At 70.8% G+C, this 17859-nt stretch carries 26 protein-coding genes and 2 pseudogenes; 11 read left to right on the top strand and 17 right to left on the bottom strand.

Annotation, left to right across the window (positions count from 1 at the left end):
* The 16 genes and pseudogenes from AOK24_RS21515 to AOK24_RS21440 form a co-directional block, all read right to left on the bottom strand.
* Positions 1–693: pseudogene (locus AOK24_RS21515) on the bottom strand (hypothetical protein); the annotation flags it as partial.
* Positions 694–778: 85 nt separating this feature from the next.
* Complete coding sequence (locus AOK24_RS21510) at positions 779–1216, bottom strand: hypothetical protein (RefSeq protein ID WP_055721696.1); 438 nt, start codon at positions 1214–1216, stop codon at positions 779–781.
* 36 nt (positions 1217–1252) lie between these two features.
* Entirely contained in the window at positions 1253–1525 is a 273-nt protein-coding gene (locus AOK24_RS21505; protein WP_055721695.1) for a hypothetical protein, read from the bottom strand.
* Positions 1522–1764, bottom strand: coding sequence for a hypothetical protein (locus tag AOK24_RS21500; RefSeq protein WP_055721694.1), 243 nt, complete (start codon positions 1762–1764; stop codon positions 1522–1524). The genes AOK24_RS21505 and AOK24_RS21500 overlap by 4 nt, the downstream gene beginning before the upstream one ends.
* Positions 1761–2165: a hypothetical protein gene (locus AOK24_RS21495; RefSeq protein WP_159051943.1), complete on the bottom strand. Its 405-nt coding sequence runs from the start codon at positions 2163–2165 to the stop codon at positions 1761–1763. Before AOK24_RS21495 ends, AOK24_RS21500 begins: the two co-directional genes overlap by 4 nt.
* Before the next feature lie 20 nt (positions 2166–2185).
* On the bottom strand, positions 2186–2671 hold the full coding sequence (locus tag AOK24_RS21490; RefSeq protein ID WP_055721692.1) for a hypothetical protein: 486 nt from the start codon (positions 2669–2671) through the stop codon (positions 2186–2188).
* Positions 2668–3321 carry a hypothetical protein gene (locus AOK24_RS50920; protein WP_055721691.1) on the bottom strand — a complete coding sequence of 218 codons (654 nt, stop codon included), beginning with the start codon at positions 3319–3321 and terminating at the stop codon, positions 2668–2670. The genes AOK24_RS21490 and AOK24_RS50920 overlap by 4 nt, the downstream gene beginning before the upstream one ends.
* Entirely contained in the window at positions 3318–3992 is a 675-nt protein-coding gene (locus AOK24_RS21480; protein ID WP_055721690.1) for a hypothetical protein, read from the bottom strand. The genes AOK24_RS50920 and AOK24_RS21480 overlap by 4 nt, the downstream gene beginning before the upstream one ends.
* Positions 3989–4858 carry a Rad52/Rad22 family DNA repair protein gene (locus AOK24_RS21475; RefSeq protein ID WP_055721689.1) on the bottom strand — a complete coding sequence of 290 codons (870 nt, stop codon included), beginning with the start codon at positions 4856–4858 and terminating at the stop codon, positions 3989–3991. The genes AOK24_RS21480 and AOK24_RS21475 overlap by 4 nt, the downstream gene beginning before the upstream one ends.
* Positions 4855–5145 carry a hypothetical protein gene (locus tag AOK24_RS21470; protein WP_055721688.1) on the bottom strand — a complete coding sequence of 97 codons (291 nt, stop codon included), beginning with the start codon at positions 5143–5145 and terminating at the stop codon, positions 4855–4857. The genes AOK24_RS21475 and AOK24_RS21470 overlap by 4 nt, the downstream gene beginning before the upstream one ends.
* A complete protein-coding gene (locus AOK24_RS21465) occupies positions 5142–5519 on the bottom strand; it encodes a hypothetical protein (RefSeq protein WP_055721687.1) in 378 nt (125 codons plus the stop codon). Before AOK24_RS21465 ends, AOK24_RS21470 begins: the two co-directional genes overlap by 4 nt.
* On the bottom strand, positions 5516–6034 hold the full coding sequence (locus AOK24_RS21460) for a hypothetical protein (RefSeq protein ID WP_055721686.1): 519 nt from the start codon (positions 6032–6034) through the stop codon (positions 5516–5518). The genes AOK24_RS21465 and AOK24_RS21460 overlap by 4 nt, the downstream gene beginning before the upstream one ends.
* 70 nt (positions 6035–6104) lie before the next feature.
* Entirely contained in the window at positions 6105–7457 is a 1353-nt protein-coding gene (locus AOK24_RS21455; protein ID WP_055721685.1) for a hypothetical protein, read from the bottom strand.
* Entirely contained in the window at positions 7454–7801 is a 348-nt protein-coding gene (locus AOK24_RS21450) for a hypothetical protein (protein WP_240554042.1), read from the bottom strand. The genes AOK24_RS21455 and AOK24_RS21450 overlap by 4 nt, the downstream gene beginning before the upstream one ends.
* A 93-nt stretch (positions 7802–7894) precedes the next feature.
* Positions 7895–8131: a hypothetical protein gene (locus AOK24_RS21445; RefSeq protein ID WP_055721683.1), complete on the bottom strand. Its 237-nt coding sequence runs from the start codon at positions 8129–8131 to the stop codon at positions 7895–7897.
* The gene (locus tag AOK24_RS21440) at positions 8128–8400 is read right to left on the bottom strand and encodes a helix-turn-helix domain-containing protein (protein WP_055721682.1); all 273 of its coding nucleotides are present in this window, start codon (positions 8398–8400) and stop codon (positions 8128–8130) included. Before AOK24_RS21440 ends, AOK24_RS21445 begins: the two co-directional genes overlap by 4 nt.
* A gap of 270 nt (positions 8401–8670) precedes the next feature.
* Between AOK24_RS21440 and AOK24_RS21435 the strand changes: the two genes are divergently transcribed.
* The 10 genes and pseudogenes from AOK24_RS21435 (at position 8671) to AOK24_RS21390 (ending at position 17262) form a co-directional block, all read left to right on the top strand.
* Entirely contained in the window at positions 8671–9069 is a 399-nt protein-coding gene (locus tag AOK24_RS21435; protein ID WP_055721681.1) for a hypothetical protein, read from the top strand.
* A gap of 269 nt (positions 9070–9338) precedes the next feature.
* Positions 9339–9776 carry a hypothetical protein gene (locus AOK24_RS21430; RefSeq protein ID WP_159051942.1) on the top strand — a complete coding sequence of 146 codons (438 nt, stop codon included), beginning with the start codon at positions 9339–9341 and terminating at the stop codon, positions 9774–9776.
* Positions 9777–9878: 102 nt separating this feature from the next.
* A complete protein-coding gene (locus tag AOK24_RS46165; RefSeq protein WP_159051941.1) occupies positions 9879–11531 on the top strand; it encodes a recombinase family protein in 1653 nt (550 codons plus the stop codon).
* A gap of 28 nt (positions 11532–11559) precedes the next feature.
* Positions 11560–12351 (top strand): annotated as a pseudogene (locus AOK24_RS21420) (pirin family protein); the annotation flags it as partial.
* An 81-nt stretch (positions 12352–12432) separates the two neighbouring features.
* The gene (locus AOK24_RS21415) at positions 12433–13566 is read left to right on the top strand and encodes a hypothetical protein (protein WP_055721677.1); all 1134 of its coding nucleotides are present in this window, start codon (positions 12433–12435) and stop codon (positions 13564–13566) included.
* Between the two features lie 78 nt (positions 13567–13644).
* Entirely contained in the window at positions 13645–13824 is a 180-nt protein-coding gene (locus AOK24_RS21410; RefSeq protein WP_055721676.1) for a hypothetical protein, read from the top strand.
* Between the two features lie 12 nt (positions 13825–13836).
* Positions 13837–14493 (top strand): hypothetical protein, encoded by a 657-nt coding sequence (locus AOK24_RS21405; protein WP_079056922.1) that lies wholly within the window; start codon positions 13837–13839, stop codon positions 14491–14493.
* Positions 14490–15362, top strand: a complete 873-nt coding sequence (locus AOK24_RS21400; protein WP_055721675.1) for a DUF6895 family protein — start codon at positions 14490–14492, stop codon at positions 15360–15362. Before AOK24_RS21405 ends, AOK24_RS21400 begins: the two co-directional genes overlap by 4 nt.
* Complete coding sequence (locus AOK24_RS21395) at positions 15359–16264, top strand: DUF6895 family protein (protein ID WP_055721674.1); 906 nt, start codon at positions 15359–15361, stop codon at positions 16262–16264. The genes AOK24_RS21400 and AOK24_RS21395 overlap by 4 nt, the downstream gene beginning before the upstream one ends.
* The gene (locus AOK24_RS21390; RefSeq protein WP_055721673.1) at positions 16264–17262 is read left to right on the top strand and encodes a serine hydrolase domain-containing protein; all 999 of its coding nucleotides are present in this window, start codon (positions 16264–16266) and stop codon (positions 17260–17262) included. The genes AOK24_RS21395 and AOK24_RS21390 overlap by 1 nt, the downstream gene beginning before the upstream one ends.
* A 2-nt stretch (positions 17263–17264) precedes the next feature.
* On the opposite strand, the gene AOK24_RS21385 is transcribed toward AOK24_RS21390, so the two are convergent.
* Positions 17265–17483, bottom strand: coding sequence for a DUF6059 family protein (locus AOK24_RS21385; protein ID WP_107104008.1), 219 nt, complete (start codon positions 17481–17483; stop codon positions 17265–17267).
* Positions 17484–17660: 177 nt separating this feature from the next.
* Between AOK24_RS21385 and AOK24_RS49750 the strand changes: the two genes are divergently transcribed.
* Positions 17661–17859, top strand: a 199-nt coding sequence (locus tag AOK24_RS49750) for a hypothetical protein (RefSeq protein WP_206191246.1), incomplete at its 3' end; no start/stop codon positions are given.

The raw sequence follows: 17859 nt of genomic DNA, 5'->3' as shown, positions 1-17859 counted from the left end.
GGGTTCCTGGGGCTGGTCTTGATCGCCGGGGGGCCCAACTACCTGAGGTTGGAAACCGACCCCCACCCCCTCCTGGGAAATCCCCTGGGTACTACCTGGGTTGTTCGGGGGGCGGTCCCCCGAACTCAAACGGGGGGCGGTCCCCCGTTCTGACTCTTGGTCACCGCCCTCCAGAACGGGGGGCGGTCCCCCGTTCTCCGGGGTTTCCGGTTCGGGGGACCGCCCCCCGTTCTCGTCCGCCCATGGAGCCGCCTTCGGAGCGCTCCCCTTCTTCGCCGCACGCTCCTGCTTGGCCTCCTCGCGGAGCCCCTTCACCCCTTCCAGGTAGGTCACCGCAGCCGCCCAGTCCGGGCACGGCGTCAATGCGAGCGAGTACAGCGCCGAACGGCCCCGGCGGCGCTCCCCGAGGACCCGTACGACCCCGGCCCGGATCGCGGCCTCCAGGCGGTCCCTGACGTCCTTCTCGTCGGCCCCGGCGGCGCGGGCGATGTCCTTGATACGGAACGGGTCCCGGGTGCCGTTGAACCGCAGCTCGCCTGCGGGGTTGGCCATTGAGCGGAGCGCGTAGAGGAGCGTGTGCACATGCGAGCGCTTCAGCGCGGCAGGCATGGCGGGCACCCACTTCCACACGAGCGCGTTGCCGTAGGCGTGGGCGACGCTCCCGCTGGCGGGGGACTGCTCCTCGGTGCTCAACTCAGGCTTCCCTCAGGGGTGGTGCGGAATCGATCCGGCAAGATCCCCGGGGGCGGACTCGTACGACCGCCCCCGGGGTGCGGGGCTAGCGGACGTACTCGTCGCGGCGCTGCTGCTCCCGACGCGCGCGGTGCTCCTTCAGCTCGCCCTCGGACGGCTTGGTGACCACGACGTCGAGGAGCGCGGCGTCCGGGCGCTGCGGGCCCTCGCCGACCTCGTCCAACGTCCCGTCGATCTGACGGCCCCTCCACATGGCGCGCTTGGCGTCCGCGAGCGCGGCGGCGTCCTCGTTGGTGCGGGCGACCTCGCACTCGGTGACGCGGACTTTGACCTGGGGGTCCTTGTCCTCGCCCTCGGCGTGGCCGGTGTAGCTCTTGGAGGTGAGCGCGACGATCGCGTACACGGTGGTGCCGGGCTTCTCGAAGAGCCCGCGGCGGAGGTCGCGGCTGAGACTGGCTTCGATGACGGCGGCTGCCGAGTCGAGCTTGACCTCGGGGACGTCGGCGGGGCTGAGCTTGGGCATCTGCGGGCCTTCCTGGATCAGGTGGTGCGGGGTGCGTCAGAGGCGTTCGGCGATGGCGCGCAGCTCGGCGGCGCCGTTCGGCTGCTTCATGAGCGCGATCGCGGCGCCGTACTCGGGCCAACTGGCCGTGAGGCGGGCGGCGTTCTCGTCGTCGGCCCACGCCCAGAGCGCCAAGAGCTTCTTGACGAACGAGCCGGGCTCGTAGCCGCCGAGGCGCTCGTGCCAGAGCACGTGGGCGGCGGCCTTGGAGGAGACCTGGTGGGCGGCCTCGGCGCGGAGGTCGTCATCGGTGTACGCGTGGTCGGTCATTGGGTTCCGTTCAGGTGGTAGGCGGCGGCCGTCTCGGCGGCCTGGGTGGTGAGGGCGTCCTCCGCGCAGACCTTGTGCGCGGGCTTGTGCTTCGAGTCGCGGAGGTTCGTGTCGAACCCGCAGTAGCGGCACGGGAGTTCGCGGTCGGACCAGTGCGAGGAGTCGCGCCAGTCGAGGAGCGTCCCGGGGGTGTACGCGGGATCGGCCGGCGGGGCGCGTCGGCGCCGACGGGGCGTCACGCCGCGTCCCCGGAGATCCCCGCGAACAGGTCGAGCTGGACGCACACCGTGGCGTCCACGCCGGGAACGGCGCCCGGTTGGTGGCAGAAGCACGTGCAGATCTCGCGGCACGGCGCACCCGCGAGCCACACCCAAGCCAAGTCGTTGAGGCCGTAGGCCATGCGGCGCCCGTGGCGGCCCTCGGGGGACCGGTGCTCGTACGGCTCGGCGAAGCGAGCCGCGCGCCCCCGAGCGGTTGTGATCACGGTCTCGCAGATCGGGTGGCCGTCGTGCTGGCACGCGGAGTGCCTGCCCATCTGGCACTCGCAGGAGGGTGGCTTCTGGCAGGCACACGCGAAGGTCGTGGACGGGATGTGATTGTGGTGGCGCAGCCAGATGGGCGGCCACACGTTCTCGCGCACCCAAGCCGCCTGGTCCGCCTTCACCCGGCCACCGCCTCGTAGCCGAGCGGGTCTTCGCCGGGCTCCAGCCCACGCACCACGAGGACGAGCTGGCCGCGCTTCACCACGGGACCGAGGCGCATGTCCGGGCCGACGACGCGCGTGTGGTCGTCGTCCTCGAACAGGCCCGCGTCCACGAGGCCGTCCACGGCGGCCTTGAACGACGGGTACCAGTTCGCCGGGTCCCTGCGGCTGCGGTCGGTCGGGTGCAGGACGCCGAGGATGTGCGCGCGCTGGAACAGCGGCTCGGGTCCGGCGGCAGTGAGGGCGCCCATGAGGGCGGGGCACTCGCTGACGGCCTCCATCGCGGCAGCGCGCAGCTTGGCGGTGTACTCGCCCCGGCGCTTGTAGTGGAGCCGCTGGTTGGCGTTGAGGAGGTGAAGTCCGGCGGGCAGCGTGATGACGTAGGGCCGGGGCCCGGCCGCCGTGATGGCGGCCGGAACCTCGGGGTCGAACAAGGCGCTCACGAGTTTTCCCACGCCTCGATCGCGGCCTCCAGCGGACGGGAGTCCCACGACCAGGAGCCGTCGTTGCAGATCGGCCCCGTGCTCCTCCCCAAGAGGGCGTTGGACGCGGAGCAGGCGACCTGCCGGGGGCTGGAGTAGGTGCTGACCCCGTCGGGGTCGAGCGGAGTGGCGTTCCTGCCGCCGCCCTGCTCGATGAGGAGCCACCCCTGGTTCTGGTCCCAGCCGAGGTACACGCCGTGCGGCCACTGGCCGCTGTCGACGGAGGAGTCCGGGAAGTTGGTGAAGACGCCGTCCAGCTGCTGGTCGTCGGGTGTCTCCGCCCACCAGTTACCGGGGGCGGCCCGGTAGACGGCCAGCTCGTCGGCGACGGCGGCCATGTACTCGGTGTGCGGCAGGTCGGTCATGGGTCCCCCCTGAGATGTGGTGGGCAGGTGGTTCGGGGTGTAGGTGCGGCACGTCCAGCAGATGCGGCCACCGGTTGTCAGGAAGCAGTGGAGGGTGGTGCGCTCCTCGGCCGGGCAGTGGGCGAAGTCGGTCACCAGCGCTTCGACCGAGCGCAGCATCGCGATGTGTGGGTCGGCGGGCCGGGCCGCGCGGCGACGGCCTTTCCCCGGCAGGACCAGCGCGCAGAGCATCGACAGGGCGCTCACTCGCCACCCCTGAGAATCTCGTGGGCGTGGTCGTAGCCCTCCCAGTTGTCGACGCCAGCGGCCTCCAGCGCCGACAGCCACGCGTCGCGCTTCTCCAACTCGGTGACGCGCTCCCGCAACGCGGTGTCCCCGCCCCCCGCAGCGACGGCGGCCGGGCCCGTGACTCCGGGGAGCGGCAACGCGCCCGACTGCCACGCCGTCGCGATCGCCTCCCGCCCGGCGGGCTTGAACCGCAGCGAGTGACCGCGCGCTCGCGTGGCCTTCACCGCGACGCCGGGCACGTCGTCGTGCAGCTCGCCCGTCTCCGTGTCCACCACCCGGGCGACCCCGGCGGCCGTCATCTCCCCGAGGAGCTTGTCGGCGAACGCGGGCCGCACCTCGGTGACGAACCGACGCTCGATCTCCCCCGGGAAGGTGGCCATGACCCACGCCTTGAAGGCGTCCGGGTCGATCACCTTCGCCTCGGGCTTCGGGTCCGTGAGGGACAAGGTGGCGACCGGCGTCCGGCCGCCGTCGGGCAGCGTGGCCACGATCTGACGGGTACCGGACTCCTGCTCGGCCGCGTCCAGCCCCTGCTGGAGCTCGCTCTTTACGGCCTTCAGCCGGTCGGCGACGTGGTCGGCCAGCGCCTTCAACGTGGCCTCTTCGAGGGCCAGTTCGCGGAGGTTCACGCGGCGGCCCCCGTCATGAGGTCGCGGGCCTGCCGGAACTCGGCGACGGTGCCCTCCTCGATGGGGTGGCCGAACGCGCCGGCGAACTGAGCGGGCAACCCCTCGGTGAAGTTGGCCCGCTCGGCGGCGGCCCACATCGAGTCGAGGGCAGCCTGACGTTCGCTCGGCCCGGCGGTCGGCATGGCACCGGGGCGGGTCTGCGCCGCGACCGGCGCCGGGGCGATGCCCTTGTCCGGATCGGCAGCGGGGACGCCGCCGGGCGGTGTGGGGTCCGGGTCCGGCTGCTGGTGGCCCTCCGGGGTCGGCTCCGGGCGGACCTCGGAGTCCTCCGACTCCGGGACGGGGTCACCCATGTACGCCAGCGACCGCAGGACCACCGCGTTCTGCGAGCCGTCGTTGTAGAGGGACAGGCCGAACTGGTCGCCGAGGTTGACCGCGCACCGCTTCAGCGCCTGCGACAACGCGGTCTTCATCGCGAGGTCGTGGGCGTCTCCCACGGAGGGCTGGTTGACCGCGTCACCGGCGGCGGCGTCCTCGAACACCGTGAGCGGGCGGCCGTCCACGGCCTTCACGGTGAGCCGGACCTGCGCCCGGTACACGATCGTCCAGGCGGTGTACGTGGGCCCGTACTCCTCGCCCGCCTTGTTCCTCTTCCGGTAGTCCGGGTTGCCGTTCTCGTGGACCAGGTCCAGGGCGACCGTCTCAACGGTGAACCCGTCGAAGCCGAAGATCCGGATCAACTGGCGGCGGACGTCCCACGCCTCCAGATGCGACATGCCCCGGAGGTTCCGGACGCGCTTGCCGCTGATGGGCTGGAGCAGGAAGGTGGTCTGCTTCTCGGTCAGCTTGGGTGCGGTGGTGCTCACGGGCGTACGTCCTTCTGCTGGTTCAGCGTGTAGAAGAGGCGGTTCGGGTCGGTGCTGCGGACGAGGTAGCCCCACGCGCAGAGGTCGCGGAGGTCGTGCCGGGCGACGGACCGCAGGTGCGCGTAGCGCGCGCCGGTCGGCCCGAGGTTGAGGCGCCGGTAGAGGGCGAGGACCCGCTTCGTGGTCCACTCACCGCGCTGCTCGCGGATGGCGGTGAGGAGGTGGGCGAGTCGGCCGGTGGGGCCGGCGGCCGGGGTCGAAGCCCCGGCGCGCGCGGTCGTCGTCATGCCGTCCGCCTCCGCTCCTGCGCGGGCACCGGACGCGGAGCCGCGATCCGGGCGCACGCGTCCCGCAGTTGGCCGACCGCCCGCCCGTACAGCGGGATCGACCCGCCGTCCGCGTAGGTGTCGACGAGGTGCTGCATCTGCGCGTCGTACTCGTGGCGGGCGTGGGAGTCGGGGCCCTGGTGGATCGCGGAGCCGAGCAGCTCGCCGATCGCGGCCAGCTCCTCGCCGACGCCGTGGGGGTCCTCGGCGGCCTGCGTGACCAGCTCGCAGAAGACGGCGCGGATCAGGTAGATGCTGACGTCGAGCTCGGCGCCCTGGTCGGTCGCGCGGACGGAGAGGGGGAACGGGCCGTCGATACGGTCGTGGTCGCTCACTGGCGGCCGTCCTTTCCGGTGGTGTGATCGCGCTCGTGCTGTGCGGCGAGCGCCATGAGGTCGGCGAGGGTGTGCGGGCCCAGCCCCTGCACGAGGCCCCCGCAGGTGCGGTGCCGCAGCTCGCTGATGGGGTAGTCGTCGCCGCTGCTGGTGGTGAACACCGGGACGTACTGGGTGAGGACCACCCCGTCGGCCCCGGCGTGCGAGCGGCCGGTGGCGTAGCCGTCGCGGTACGCGCAGTCGGCCTCGGTGGGAGTGGCATCGGCCCGAGGGCTGCTCTTCTCCCGCTCGATCCCGGCCGCCGTACGACGGAGCCGCTCGACCGCGTCACCCCGGCCGGGGGCGCACTCGTAGTCCTGCGGCAACGCCTCGATCGCGTCGGCCGCCCGGCGGAGCACCGCGGCCTCGCACCCGGCGGTGTACTGCGCGAGCACCTGGCGGACGAGGTCACCCGGGGCGGCGCTGTCCGCGTAGTAGGAGAGGAGCGCGTGCTCAACCACGTGGTGGATGCTCATCGGGTCCCCCTGACGACGGCCCAGCAGCCGAGCAGCCAGAAGGCGAGGAACGAGGCGGTGATGATGACGATCACTCGTCGGCCTCCTCGTCGTACTCCGAGGCGACCTCCAGCGAGACAACCTCGTAGCCGGTCGTGCTCTGCCCGCCGTCGACCGTGGCGACCAGGTCGGCGACCCCGTCGTCCTCGTCGGTGACCCAGTCGATGACGGCGGCCGTCGGCAGGTCCCGGCGGGCGTGCGCCTCGCAGTGGGCACGCGCTGCCTCGTCCGTGAGGTACAGCCCGAGGGGGATTGAGTCCCACTGCGCGCGGTAGATGGTGACCGTCGGCGGCGCGGCGTCCGGCTCCACGAAGAAGCAGCGGATCACCACGTGGGTACCGCGCCACTGGGCGTGCGAGGTGACGAAGCCGCCGCGGTGCGTCGTCCGCGCGAGGTCGACGTCCAGCGCCCGCTGCCACACCCGCCACTGCTCGCGAGTGGCGGTCAGGGACAGGTCGATCGTGTGGGACGTCGAGTCGTACTGGACACCGGCGCTCCGCGCGGGCGCAAGGTTGGTGATCCCTTCCGCGCCCAAGTGACGGAGCACGTCGGGCTCGGGCTGGAGGGTCTGCGTCGGTGCGATCACTCGGGTGATGCCGTCCGCCCCGTCCGCGATCCGCAGGGCCTCCGCCCACGCCGTCTGCCCGTCCGGCCAGCAGTACACCTCGGCGTCGTGCAGCAGCGCCGCCATCCGCCAGCCCGACCGCGTCCGCACCCTCCGCACCCCGAGGTCACCGGGGTCGTGCAGGACCGCCCACCGGGTCCCGTCGTACGCCGGGTCCCGCCGCACGATCAGCGGCGTGTACTCGGGAGGCACCGGCATCAGCCGGTACTCGATCGCGGTCCCGGCGAGCGTCTCCAACTCGGCGACGCGGTTCAGCAGCCACTCGACGACCGGGGCCAACTTCTTGCCCAAGGGCATCGGTACCCGACGGGGGGCCCCGTTCGGGGAGAGCAGGCCGCGGATCTCCAACGCGTCGTTGTCCAAGGCGATCAGCCGGAGACGGCGACGCTCGCGCTGCTCCTTCAGCTCGGTGATCTCCGCGAGCAGCTTCCGTGTCGCCGGGTCACGCCGTGCGCAGTCCTCCTCGTAGGCGGCCTGCATCTCGTCACGGTTCGCCGGGTCCCGCATCCACTTCTGGATCGCGGCCCAAGCTGCCGTCGAGGGCGCGTTCGAGGCGACGTCGCCGTAGGCGATGTGGCCTTCCACCGAGTCCAGGACCTCGGGCCATGCCCGGTCCTTCAAGCGGTGGAACGCGTCCTCGGGAAGCAGCCACGATGCGCGGGCCACCCGGGGGATCTGCACGTACACCTGCGTCTGACGGCCGGTCGACGCCGCGTCGTACGCGTCGAGCGTCACCCGGACGAGGATCGAGTCGCTCACGCCGCCACCGCCGCACGAACCTCGTCCATCACCGGCTCACCCATCGGCACCGGCACCGACACCCGCACCGCCACCGACGACCCGTCCGACCGCTCCGGCGTCGACGTCAGGAGCGTCCACAGCTCCAGACCGTCCGCCGCCGAGGACCGGTGGACCGTGCCGCCCAACGCGGCCAGCCACTCGCCGAGGTCGTCGACGTCCGCAACCGTGACGAACACGGCCTCCGGACGGGCGATCAACGTCGGCGCGGGCAACGGCAGGTAGCCGAGCATCGCCTCGACGGCGATGCGGTTGTCGCTCGACTGCGCGAAGGCGCTGAGCGGGAGGACAGTAGGCTTGGTCAACAAGGTGACCTCTCTTTCTCGATCTTGTAGGGGCGCCGAGTCGGGGGTCGCCGGGCCTGCAAGCGGGCGGCCCTTCGGCGCGTCTAAAGGGGGTCAGGCAGCAGCGGGCAACTCGCCCAACCGCGCAGCCTGGACGCGGCGGCGGCGGATCTCCGCCTCGATGGCCTCGACCGAGCCGAGCGGGTGACCCGGGTACCAAGCGGCCTTCGCCGCCTCGGCCGGCGTCCGCGAGGCCCGCTCCGTCACCGCGTCGACCAGCGCGCTGGCCGCAGCCGCGATCGCGCGGTCCCGTACGTCGGCGAGGCCGAGGCTTGTTTCGGCGGCCGTCACGCCGACACCGGCATCTGGACGGGCAGCGGGGCGATCTCGTCCGGGGCGGCGGGGGGCGCCCAGAGGATGAGGACGGCCACGCCGATCTGGGCCGCGATGCGGTGGGCGATGTCGGCCGGGACGCTCTCCTGGTAGCCGGAGAGGAGGTTGCCGATGGTGCCGTGGGGGACGCCGACGGCGGCGGCGAGGTCGCGGATGCTGACAGGGGCGCCGCTTCCGGTGCGTTCCATCAGGCGCCTCAGGAGGTCGCGGTCGACCAGTCGGTACATGGGGGCAGGTGTCGTCATGTCCACCTCGTGCAATGGTTCATTGCTTTGCTTGGATGACTCGATCATTGCATGACTTGGACGACTTGTCCATGCAGTGCAATGAGTGGTGTGTTTTTGGTCTGGGTCGCCTAAGTCATCTGGCGTTCACGTTGATCGCCATGGACAATCTGTCCATGGAAAGCAATGTGCGCACCGCCTGACCAGCAGATGTGCGCACAAGCCCCACGAACACCATGGACACCGCCAGCCCCCACGGACCAGGAGAAACCGATGACCGAGCCGCGCGGCGACGCCCCACGCACCGACCTAAAGGACTTGGTCGTCAAGCGGAAGCAGGAACTCGGACTCAGCTACGAGAAGCTGGCCGCCCGCTGCGTCAACAGCGCAGGCGACCAGACCGTGAAGTACTCCTGGCTCCACAGGCTCGCCACCGGCAAGGAAGTCCTCCCGCCGGACTTCGCAACCCTCGAAGGGCTCGCGGCCGGTCTCGACGTCCCACTCACGCTCGTTCAGGAAGCCGCCGGCCGCCAGTTCTTCCGCATCGACACGGCCTGGTCCGACGATCAGGAGGTTCGGGCGCTGATCCACGAGATGGGCGACCTGGACGACGACGACCGAGCTCGACTGAAGGCGATGATGCAGTCGTGGCGGAAGCTGAAGCAGGGGTAGGAAGGTAAAAAAGTCTACTCAACTGCCTACGGCGGCGGGTTAGTTGAAAATTGTTCGTCACTCACCGTACGTAAGGTATTGGCTCAAAGTGGCACCCGGGGCATGATGGGCTTCCGCCTGGGGGGTGGAAGTGATCGCCAACAGTTCATGCTGCCGTGCCGCGCGTTCTCCTCGCGTGTGGCACGGACGTAGGGGGCCTAATGTCGAGTTTTTGCACGTCACTGACGTACTACCGGGCGAACGCCGATCTCATCCCGTCAGGGCAGCTCATGTATGTCGACGACACTCGCGAGCATCACATGGGCGTCTACCTCCATCCGGACCACGTCACTGATCGCCTCTGCGCGGAGGTGAATGCGGTAACACGCCATCACGTCGGTCACGGACTGTGGCAGGGGTGGACTCAAGAAGAAAGGATTCTTCAGCCGGAGGACGGCTTCAGGCAGGCCACAGTCCGGTGGGAGATCGCCTCCGCTGCCGCCATGCTCAAGGGCAAGGTGGTCGTTGTCCTTGAGGAGGCGGGCAGTGCCGTCTGGCTCGTACGCGAGGGGCACGTGTCACATCAGTTGCGCGACGAGATGAACGAAGCCCTCCGACGCATCGGCGCCGGCCTCTGGGCTCAGTATTGGCCCCTAGGGAGGAAGGGGTACTCGCCGACCTTCGGTGAGCCGCTCTTGGTCGCGCCAGGCATTTCCCTCCCCGTGTAACCGCTTTCGTCGCGAAATGCCTCGGCGGGAATCTGTGAACCGATCCTGCCGGGGCCTCTTTCTGTGCGACCCTGTAATGGTCCGAATAGTCAGGGAGGGGTTTTGGCAACTAGGAACCTGCTTGTTCCGTCATCGGAACTCTATGTCCCACAGCAGAAGATCTACACCCCAGGTGCGGCGGTTGGCGACCTGATTCCGATCCTTGGATACGCGCGCGTTTCCACGTGGCGTGACGAAATGATCAGCGTCGACATCCAGAAGAGCGTTGTGGAGGACGCCGCCTTGCGTCGCGGTCGTTTTGTCGCGGCATGGATTGTAGACGAAGATGCCACCGGGCGGAACTTCCGGCGGAAAATCATGGGTGGCATCGAGCTCGTGGAGCAAGGCGTATACGCTGAAATCTGGGTATGGAAGTTTAGTCGCTTCGGGCGCAGTCGATATGGTGTTGCGCTTAACCTGGCTCGAATCGAGCAGGCGGGTGGGCAACTCCTCAGTGCCACAGAGGATGTCGACGTCTCGACTGCGGTTGGTGAGTTCACCCGGGACATGCTTTTCGCTGTTGCTGCTTTTGAAAGCAACCGAGCGGGAGAGACGTGGAAAGAGACGCACGAGCTGCGTCGTTCGCTCGGGTTGCCTGCCACGGGCGGGAAACGATTTGGGTACATCTGGCATCCGCGTCGGCTGCCTGACGGGGCAGGTGGTTGGACGCTCCAAGATGAGTGGTATGAGATTGGCGAAGAAGAGGGGGAAGTTTCCTTCGATGCCTACGATGATTACCAGAAGGGGAAAACCGGATTCGGCAAGGTGGCTATCTGGTGGAACGAGCTCGGGTTCCTCAATACCCGTGGTGAACCATGGCAAGATCAAACGGTGGCGTGGTATCTCGACAGCGGATTCGCTGCGGGTTTGCTGAAATGTCACAAGCCGGACGCGGGATGCATGGAACCTGGCAGATGTCAGAAGCGAGACCATCACTATTTCCGTCCTGGATCCCATCAGGCAATCACCGACGGCGACACCTGGGAAAACTATTGGGATCGACGGACTGCTCGCGCCGTCACACCTGCTCGGGCATTGTCGCCCGTCTATCCACTGGCCGGTCTCATCAAGTGTGGTGTTTGCCAGAAGAACGGCCGTACGTCCGCTGGGAAAATCCATGCGGGAAACCGTAAAAACTCGGGGTACGCCTATCGATGCGATGCCCGTTCGCGGCATCACGTCCAGCATGAGCCGGTATATATCCGCCGGAGAATCGTTGAAGACGAGGTCCGGAAGTGGCTTGTGGAAATTGCCGCCGAGATTGACGGGATTGCGGCTGGGCGCATCGTGCTACCCAAGCCGGAGCCGAAGCCGGATCTAGAGAAGAAACGCAAGCGCCTGGAAAAGGAGATCGCGCGAGCGACGAAGGGGCTTGATGGTGCGACCGAGGCGTACACGCTCGGCGACGTTCCTCGTGACTCCTACATCCGCATTCGCGACAAGTTCATCAAGGAGCGCGACGAAGTCCAGGCAGTGCTCGACGCGCTACCCAAGCTGGAGGCGGAGCCACCGAGCCCCGTGCCGTACAAGGAAACAGTCAAGGGACTCCTGAAGGAGTGGGACACGATCAGCGTCGCGTCGAAGCGTGTGACCCTTGCAGAGGTCGTGCGGCGCGTGGAGATCTTCCCCAACGATGAGGTCGTGGTCGTGCCGGTGTGGGCGCCGGCTGATCGCCCGATCGCGAAGAAGAGCGCGGCCCGGCGCGCTATGACGTAGCGCAGTGTGTGCTTTGGACTAATGAACAGTCGACCACTACGGCCCCGACGACATCGCCGGCGAACCCGGCATGCAGGTACCCCCGCACCCGCACATGGGCCTCCAGACCGTCAGCTGGCTGCACGAGGGCGAGGTCCTGCACCGCGACTCCACCGGCAGCCTCCAGACGATCCGTCCCCGCGAACTGGGCCTCATGACCTCGGGCCGCGCGATCAGCCACTCAGAGGAGAGCCCCCGCGACCACGCCCGCCTCCTGCACGGCGCCCAGCTCTGGGTAGCGCTCCCCGACGCGCACCGCCACACGGAACCGCGGTTCGAGCACCACGCGGCGCTCCCCGAGGTCACCGCGCCCGGCCTGACCGCGACCCTGATCCTCGGCACCCTCGACGGCACCGCCTCCCCGGGCACCGCCTACACCCCCCTCACCGGCGCTGACCTCACCCTCACCGAGGGCGCGGACGTCCGCCTCCCCCTCGACCCCGGCTTCGAGTACGCGGTCCTCGCGATGTCCGGCGAGACCCACGTCGACGGCGTCCCCGTCCTCCCCGGCTCCATGCTCTACCTCGGCTGCGGACGCACCGAACTCCCCCTGCGGGCGGCCTCTGACGCGAGCGTCATGCTCCTGGGCGGCGAACCCTTCGAGGAGGAACTCGTCATGTTCTGGAACTGGATCGGCCGCACCCAGGAGGAGATCGAACAGGCCCGCACGGACTGGACGACCGGCACCCGCTTCGGCGAGGTCAAGGGCTACGACGGCGACCGGCTCCCCGCCCCCGAACTGCCCACGACCCCGCTGAAGGCCCGGGGGCGGGTGCGCTGAATCGGGCGGAACGCGAACTGCCGTGTGCGGAAAGGGTGATGACGCCGTGCGGGGGCGTCGTTCTCGGTAGGCTCGCTCGGCGTGGTGGAGAAGATCCGTCTCGCGGACGTCGAGCACGTACCGGCGGACGACCTCGTGTCCCTGATCAGCGACCGGTTCGACAACCTGGTCACCGTCGCGGTGGCGGAGGCGGTCAGCGGGTACGTCCCGCAGCGCACGCGCCGCCTGCTGCGCAGACCGGAGTGGCGGCAGGACTGGCAGGACGCGCTGCTGTGCGCGGACGGGGAGCTCCAGGTCGCGACGGAACGCATGCGGTACACGGGGGACCCGAGGCTGGGGACGACCGAGCGCCGGCTGCGCCGGGTGCGGGTGCGGCGCAACGAGGCGAGCGTGCTGGTGAAGAAGCTGCGCCGGCACGACTACCACAACAGCGTCGAGCGCAGGACCGGCACCGACTCCCGCCTGACCGCGCGGGGTTGGCTGCGGGTCGCGTTCCCGGAGGAGTACGCCGCTCTCCTCGCCGGGGAGCGGGCGCGGCTGGATGTCGGCGAGGCCACCGGGGAGCCCTCGTTCCGCGACGTCCACGAGCAGATCGCGTACGCCTGCGCCCACGGCCTGCTCACCGCGCCCCGCACGCCCGAGGTCGACGGACTGCTGGCCGCCGCCGACACCGTCGTCCGTGAGACGGCCGCCGAGGACGCCAAGGACCAGGAGGGCCGCAACACCGCGCTGCGCCACCCGCTGCTGCTCGGCCGGTGGGAGAACGCGCTGCGGGAACTGGGCCGGACGACGGCGGTGCGGGCCCGCGCCGAGACGCCGCACGCCCTCGGCGTCCTGCCGGACGACTTCTACGCGCTGCCCCACCCGGAGGCGACCGGCGTCCTGAACGCCCGCCGCTTCCTCGCCGCCCTCCAGCAACGGCGCCTGGAGTACAAGCGGTACGTCCGCCAGCTCACCCAGGCGCTGCGCGAGCGGGCCCGCGAGAACCCGTACGTCCTGGCGGCGGGCGAGGCGAAGGCGGGCGCCTCCGCGCTCCTCGTCGAGCGATACCCCCGGGAGTACGCCTACGTCCTCGGTGTCCTGCGCCCCTTCGAGGAGCGGGACGGCGTCCTGCCCCAGGAGCTGGTCTCCAGCCCTCGGCGGGCCGAGCTGAAGCGGGAGGTCTTGGCGGCACTGGCGGACGGGAGTTGGGCCCCGGAAGCCCTGGAAGGGTGAACTCCACTGGTCAACTTGCGGCGATTTGTCCGGAATATAGGCTTTGAGATGTCACCCCTTCTCTAGGAGTTGATTTCCATGGGCATGGAACGCACGTTGCCGACCGAACTCACCGTCCAGGTGGACCACCTGATCGACGCGCCCGAACAGGACGGTGTCTATCAGGACAGCGCCGAGTGCGCGGCCCTCCTGCTCGTCGGCGCTGCGCTGCTGCTCTCGCCGCCGACCCCGCGTCCGACGAAGCCGGCGAAGAGCTAGAGGAGCCCCGCGTTGGCCGAGCTGCACACCGCTGTGGCCGACGCGGCGACCGGGGTCGTCCTCGCCCTGCGCGAGGGTGACCCCTACGCCGTGTCCCGCGTGCTACGCCCCGACGACCCCCTCACCCCGGCCGCCGTCCGCGTCCTCGGCGCCGACGTCCTCGTGCCGTACGCGCTCAGCGGCCACGCCGCCGACGCCGACGGCCCCCTCGTCCGCCAGGCCCTCGCCGCCTACCCGCCGACCGAGGGCTCCGCCGTGTCCGCGTGGAGCCACCACGGGCTCGCCGAGTCGGCGCGCGCCCTGCTGCCCGGGGCCTGGCCCGCCGCCGGGGACCCCGACACCGGCTGGACCGAGCGCGAGCCCTGGCCCCGCCTCTCCCACCAGGTCTCCCAGCTCGCCGCCCTCGCCGTGCCCGGACTCGCACCGGGCCTTGAGGAGCGGCTCGCGGCACGCGCCGTCGACCTGTCGCGCGGGTTCGTGCGCGCCGTACGCCGCCGCGACTGGCTCCAGGCCGCCGGCGTCGGACGCTGGCTGGCCCGGCTGCCCGGCGTCCCCGACTCGCTGGGGCTCGCGGCGGGCCTCGTCTTCGTGGGCCGGTGGGGCGCGGCCGACCCCCGCGTCGTCCTCCAGGTGGAGGCGGCCGGCCGGCTCTTCGGGACCGGCCGGTGACGGCACTCGTCGCCACGCGCGCGCTCGGCTGGCTGACCGCGCACCGCGACGCCTTCCGGCTGCCCGCCGACGCGACGACCGACGCCGACCGCGACCTCACCTGGAAGCCGCTCGGCGAACTCGCCCAGCTCACCCGCCGGATCGCCACCCTGCACCCCGACCCCGCCGTGCGCGCCGAGGCCGAGGCCCTCTTCGCGTTCGCCTGGGCCGAGACCCGCGAGGGCGCGCTCTTCGCCGAACTCGTCCACCGCGAACCCCACGCCACCTACCCGGTCGAGATCTACGCCGTCTTCGCCCAGGCCGGTCTTCGCCACCCCGACGCCGACGAACTCGCCTCGGTGAGCGTGCGGTTGAGGTCCCGCGGCGTCGCCCTCGACACCCCGACCCGGACCCTCGGCGTCCTGATGGCCGAACGCCGCATCGGACTCGCCCCGCACGCCGACCCGGCCGCCGAACTCGCCCGCACCTGGCTCGGCGTACGCCCCGAACCCTGGGCGCTCGACCTGCGCACGGCCTACGGGCTCACCCACGACGTCTTCCACGTCACCGACTGGGGCGCCGACCCCGCCGCGCTCGGCCCCGAGGCCGCCGGCTACCTGCGGCTGTGGCTGCCCGCCTGGCTCGACGACCGGCTCGCGCAGGGCGAGTGGGACCTCGTCGCCGAACTCCTCGCGGTGGGGGCCTGCCTGCCGGACGCCGACCCGTACGACGACGCCTGGGCGCGGCTCGCCCGGGCGCAGTCCCCGGACGGGGGCATCCCCGAGCAGGAGGCGTTCCCCCGGGACTCGTTCCGGGCCTGCTACCACTCGACGCTGGCCGCGGCCTTCGCGGCGACGCTGGCGCTCTTCGGAAGGGACCGCGCGTCATGACCGTCACGGCAGCCTCCCCGGCCCTGCTGCACCGGGTGGGGGAGCGGGCCCTCGACTGGCTCGACACCCACCGCGACCGCTTCCGGCTCCTCCCCGAGGACCACGCCTCGGGACTCGCCCTCGGGGAACGCCTCAAACCCGTCGGCGAACTCGGCGTCAACATGCGGGTGCTGTTCCGCGAAGGCGTCGTCGGCTCCCGGCAGCGGGAGCGGTGCGGGGCGCTCCTCGACTTCGCCTGGCGCGAACTCCTCGACGGGGGCCGGGTGCTGGCCGAACTCCAGCAGCAGGAACCGCACTCGCCGGTGCCGCTGGAGGTCTACGTGCCGTTCCACGAGAGCGGCTACCGGCATCCAGGGCTGGAGGAGATGCTCGCCGTGTCCCGGCTCACCCGCAGCTGGGCCGCCGTCGAACGGCCCCCCAACCGGCAGCTCGCCCTGCTCTCCGCCGAACGCCGGATCGGGCTCACGCCCAGCGCCGACTTCGACACGACCCTGCGCCGGACCTGGCTCGGACAGCTCCCCGAACCGTGGACCGTCCAGCTGCACATCGCCTACGACATCACCCACACCGTCTTCCACGTCACCAACTGGGGCGAGAGGCCCCACGCGCTGCCGCCCGACATCGCCGGCTACCTCGACCACTACCTCCCCGCCTGGCTGGAGACCTGGGCCGACCTCGAACACTGGGACCTCCTCGGTGAGCTCCTCGTCGTGGACGCCTGCCTGCCCCGGCCGACGCTGGACGCCGACCTGTGGGAGCGGTACGCGGCGGCCCAGGACCCCTCCGGCGCGTTCCCCGTCCACGGGACGATGCCCGACGGCGACGTCTTCGACCTCGTCCACCACCCCACGCTCGTCGCCGCGTTCGCCTCCGCGATGGCCGTCTCCCGGGCGCTCGGCTGATGCCGGCCACCGACCCCCGCCTCACGGAGGCCCTCCACCTCATCGACGCCCCCGACGCCGTCCTGGGCGTCTCCCGGCACGGGCGCCGGACCGTCGTCGGCGCCGACAGGGCCGTACGTCCGCTGCGGTACGAACTCGGGTCGCTCACCAAGACGTTCACCGTGCTGCTCGCCGCGCGGCTCGCCGACGAGGGGCTGATCGGGCTCGACGACCCGCTCGCCGCGCACCTGCCCGTACCGGCCACGCCGATCACCCTGCGCCACCTCGCCACGCACACCTCGGGGCTGCCCCGCATCCCCCGCGAGCTGCTCCCGGGCGCGCTGCTGCGGCCCCACCACAACCCCTACACGGCGTACGGCACGGACCGGCTGCTCGCCGCGTTCGCCCGGACCCGGCCCCGGCACGCGCCCGGTGCGCACTGGGCGTACTCCAACTTCGGCGTCGCCCTCCTCGGGCAGGCCCTCGCCCGGACGACGGGGACGCCGTACCCCGCGCTGCTCGCCGAGCGGGTCCTCACGCCGCTCGGCCTGACCCGGACCGGCGCGACCCCCGCGCCCACGGACGCCGTCGGCTACCGCAAGGACGGCACGACCCGCGTGCCGGCCACCCCGATGGGCGCGTTCGCACCGGCCGCTTCGGTCCGCGCGACGCCGGGCGACCTGCTGACGTACACCGAGGCGCACCTCGACCCCCGGGGCGTACTGGGCGACGCCCTGCGCCAGGTCCTCGTACCCCAGCTACGACGCGGACGGCGCCGGGAGACCCACACCCTGACCTGGTTCCAGCACGACACCGACCACGGACCGCTCCTCTTCCACAGCGGCGCGACCTTCGGCCAGCAGGCGTACGCCGGCTTCCACCCGGCCTCCGGCACCGCCGTCGTCGCCCTCGCCAACCGCCACCACCGCGGCTGCCGCCTCGTCCCCGTCGCCCACGAACTCCTCCACGCCCTCGCCGCCACCACGGAGCCGCCCCGAACGGCGCCCCCCGAAGCCTGACCTCACCGCAACCGCGCCCACAGCGACCGCTCCTCATCCGTCGGCGGCACCTCCGGCACAGCCCGCTCAGGATGCCCGGGCCCGGGCATCCCGGCCGGCGGGGCCGGGGGGTCGGTCTTCTCGTCCAGCACCTCCGGCGACATCCCCACCGCCAGCGCACCCATCACCTGCACACTCCTGACGAACTCCCGCACCCATCTCCTGAACCACCGCACCACCATGAACCAACCACCCTCCGCCACCGGGTCCCGACTGCGGGCATCCTGCGGCGGGCTCCTCCACGTCCGGTCGAGGAGTGGTGGAAACACGCTGATGAGGGATCGCCGGGCAGTTGTTACAAGGGGTGGCCGGGGATCTACGTACGATGTGGCCGTTCCCGTGGGTGAGGAGGAGTTGTGATGCGGTTCTGGCAGGTCGGAGGCTGTGTGGTGGCCGTCGGCTGGCTGGTCGCGTGTGGGCGGGTGGAGGGTGGGGTGGAGGTGGAGGGGCCTGCGGTGACGGCTGTGGAGTGGTCGGGGCCGTCGTATATCAGTGATGTGTATGGGAGGGCCTGGCGGCATCCTCCTGAGATTGCTGTGGGGGAGAGCGTGTATTTGG

It is taken from the genome of Streptomyces niveiscabiei (assembly GCF_001419795.1).
Lineage (GTDB): Bacteria > Actinomycetota > Actinomycetes > Streptomycetales > Streptomycetaceae > Streptomyces > Streptomyces niveiscabiei.
Note: the sequence above shows the minus strand (reverse complement) of the source record. Positions and strands in the feature narration are given on the sequence as shown.

What these genes read in the sequence shown, in the direction of transcription:
- AOK24_RS21460 (WP_055721686.1), bottom strand. Translation starts at nt 6,034, where the DNA reads ATGAGCATCCACCACGTGGTTGAGCACGCGCTCCTCTCCTACTACGCG.
- AOK24_RS21505 (WP_055721695.1), bottom strand. Translation starts at nt 1,525, where the DNA reads ATGACCGACCACGCGTACACCGATGACGACCTCCGCGCCGAGGCCGCC.
- AOK24_RS21385 (WP_107104008.1), bottom strand. Translation starts at nt 17,483, where the DNA reads ATGGTGGTGCGGTGGTTCAGGAGATGGGTGCGGGAGTTCGTCAGGAGT.
- AOK24_RS21470 (WP_055721688.1), bottom strand. Translation starts at nt 5,145, where the DNA reads ATGACGACGACCGCGCGCGCCGGGGCTTCGACCCCGGCCGCCGGCCCC.
- AOK24_RS21390 (WP_055721673.1), top strand. Translation starts at nt 16,264, where the DNA reads ATGCCGGCCACCGACCCCCGCCTCACGGAGGCCCTCCACCTCATCGAC.
- AOK24_RS21410 (WP_055721676.1), top strand. Translation starts at nt 13,645, where the DNA reads ATGGGCATGGAACGCACGTTGCCGACCGAACTCACCGTCCAGGTGGAC.
- AOK24_RS21440 (WP_055721682.1), bottom strand. Translation starts at nt 8,400, where the DNA reads ATGTACCGACTGGTCGACCGCGACCTCCTGAGGCGCCTGATGGAACGC.
- AOK24_RS21430 (WP_159051942.1), top strand. Translation starts at nt 9,339, where the DNA reads ATGTATGTCGACGACACTCGCGAGCATCACATGGGCGTCTACCTCCAT.
- AOK24_RS21395 (WP_055721674.1), top strand. Translation starts at nt 15,359, where the DNA reads ATGACCGTCACGGCAGCCTCCCCGGCCCTGCTGCACCGGGTGGGGGAG.
- AOK24_RS21435 (WP_055721681.1), top strand. Translation starts at nt 8,671, where the DNA reads ATGACCGAGCCGCGCGGCGACGCCCCACGCACCGACCTAAAGGACTTG.
- AOK24_RS21510 (WP_055721696.1), bottom strand. Translation starts at nt 1,216, where the DNA reads ATGCCCAAGCTCAGCCCCGCCGACGTCCCCGAGGTCAAGCTCGACTCG.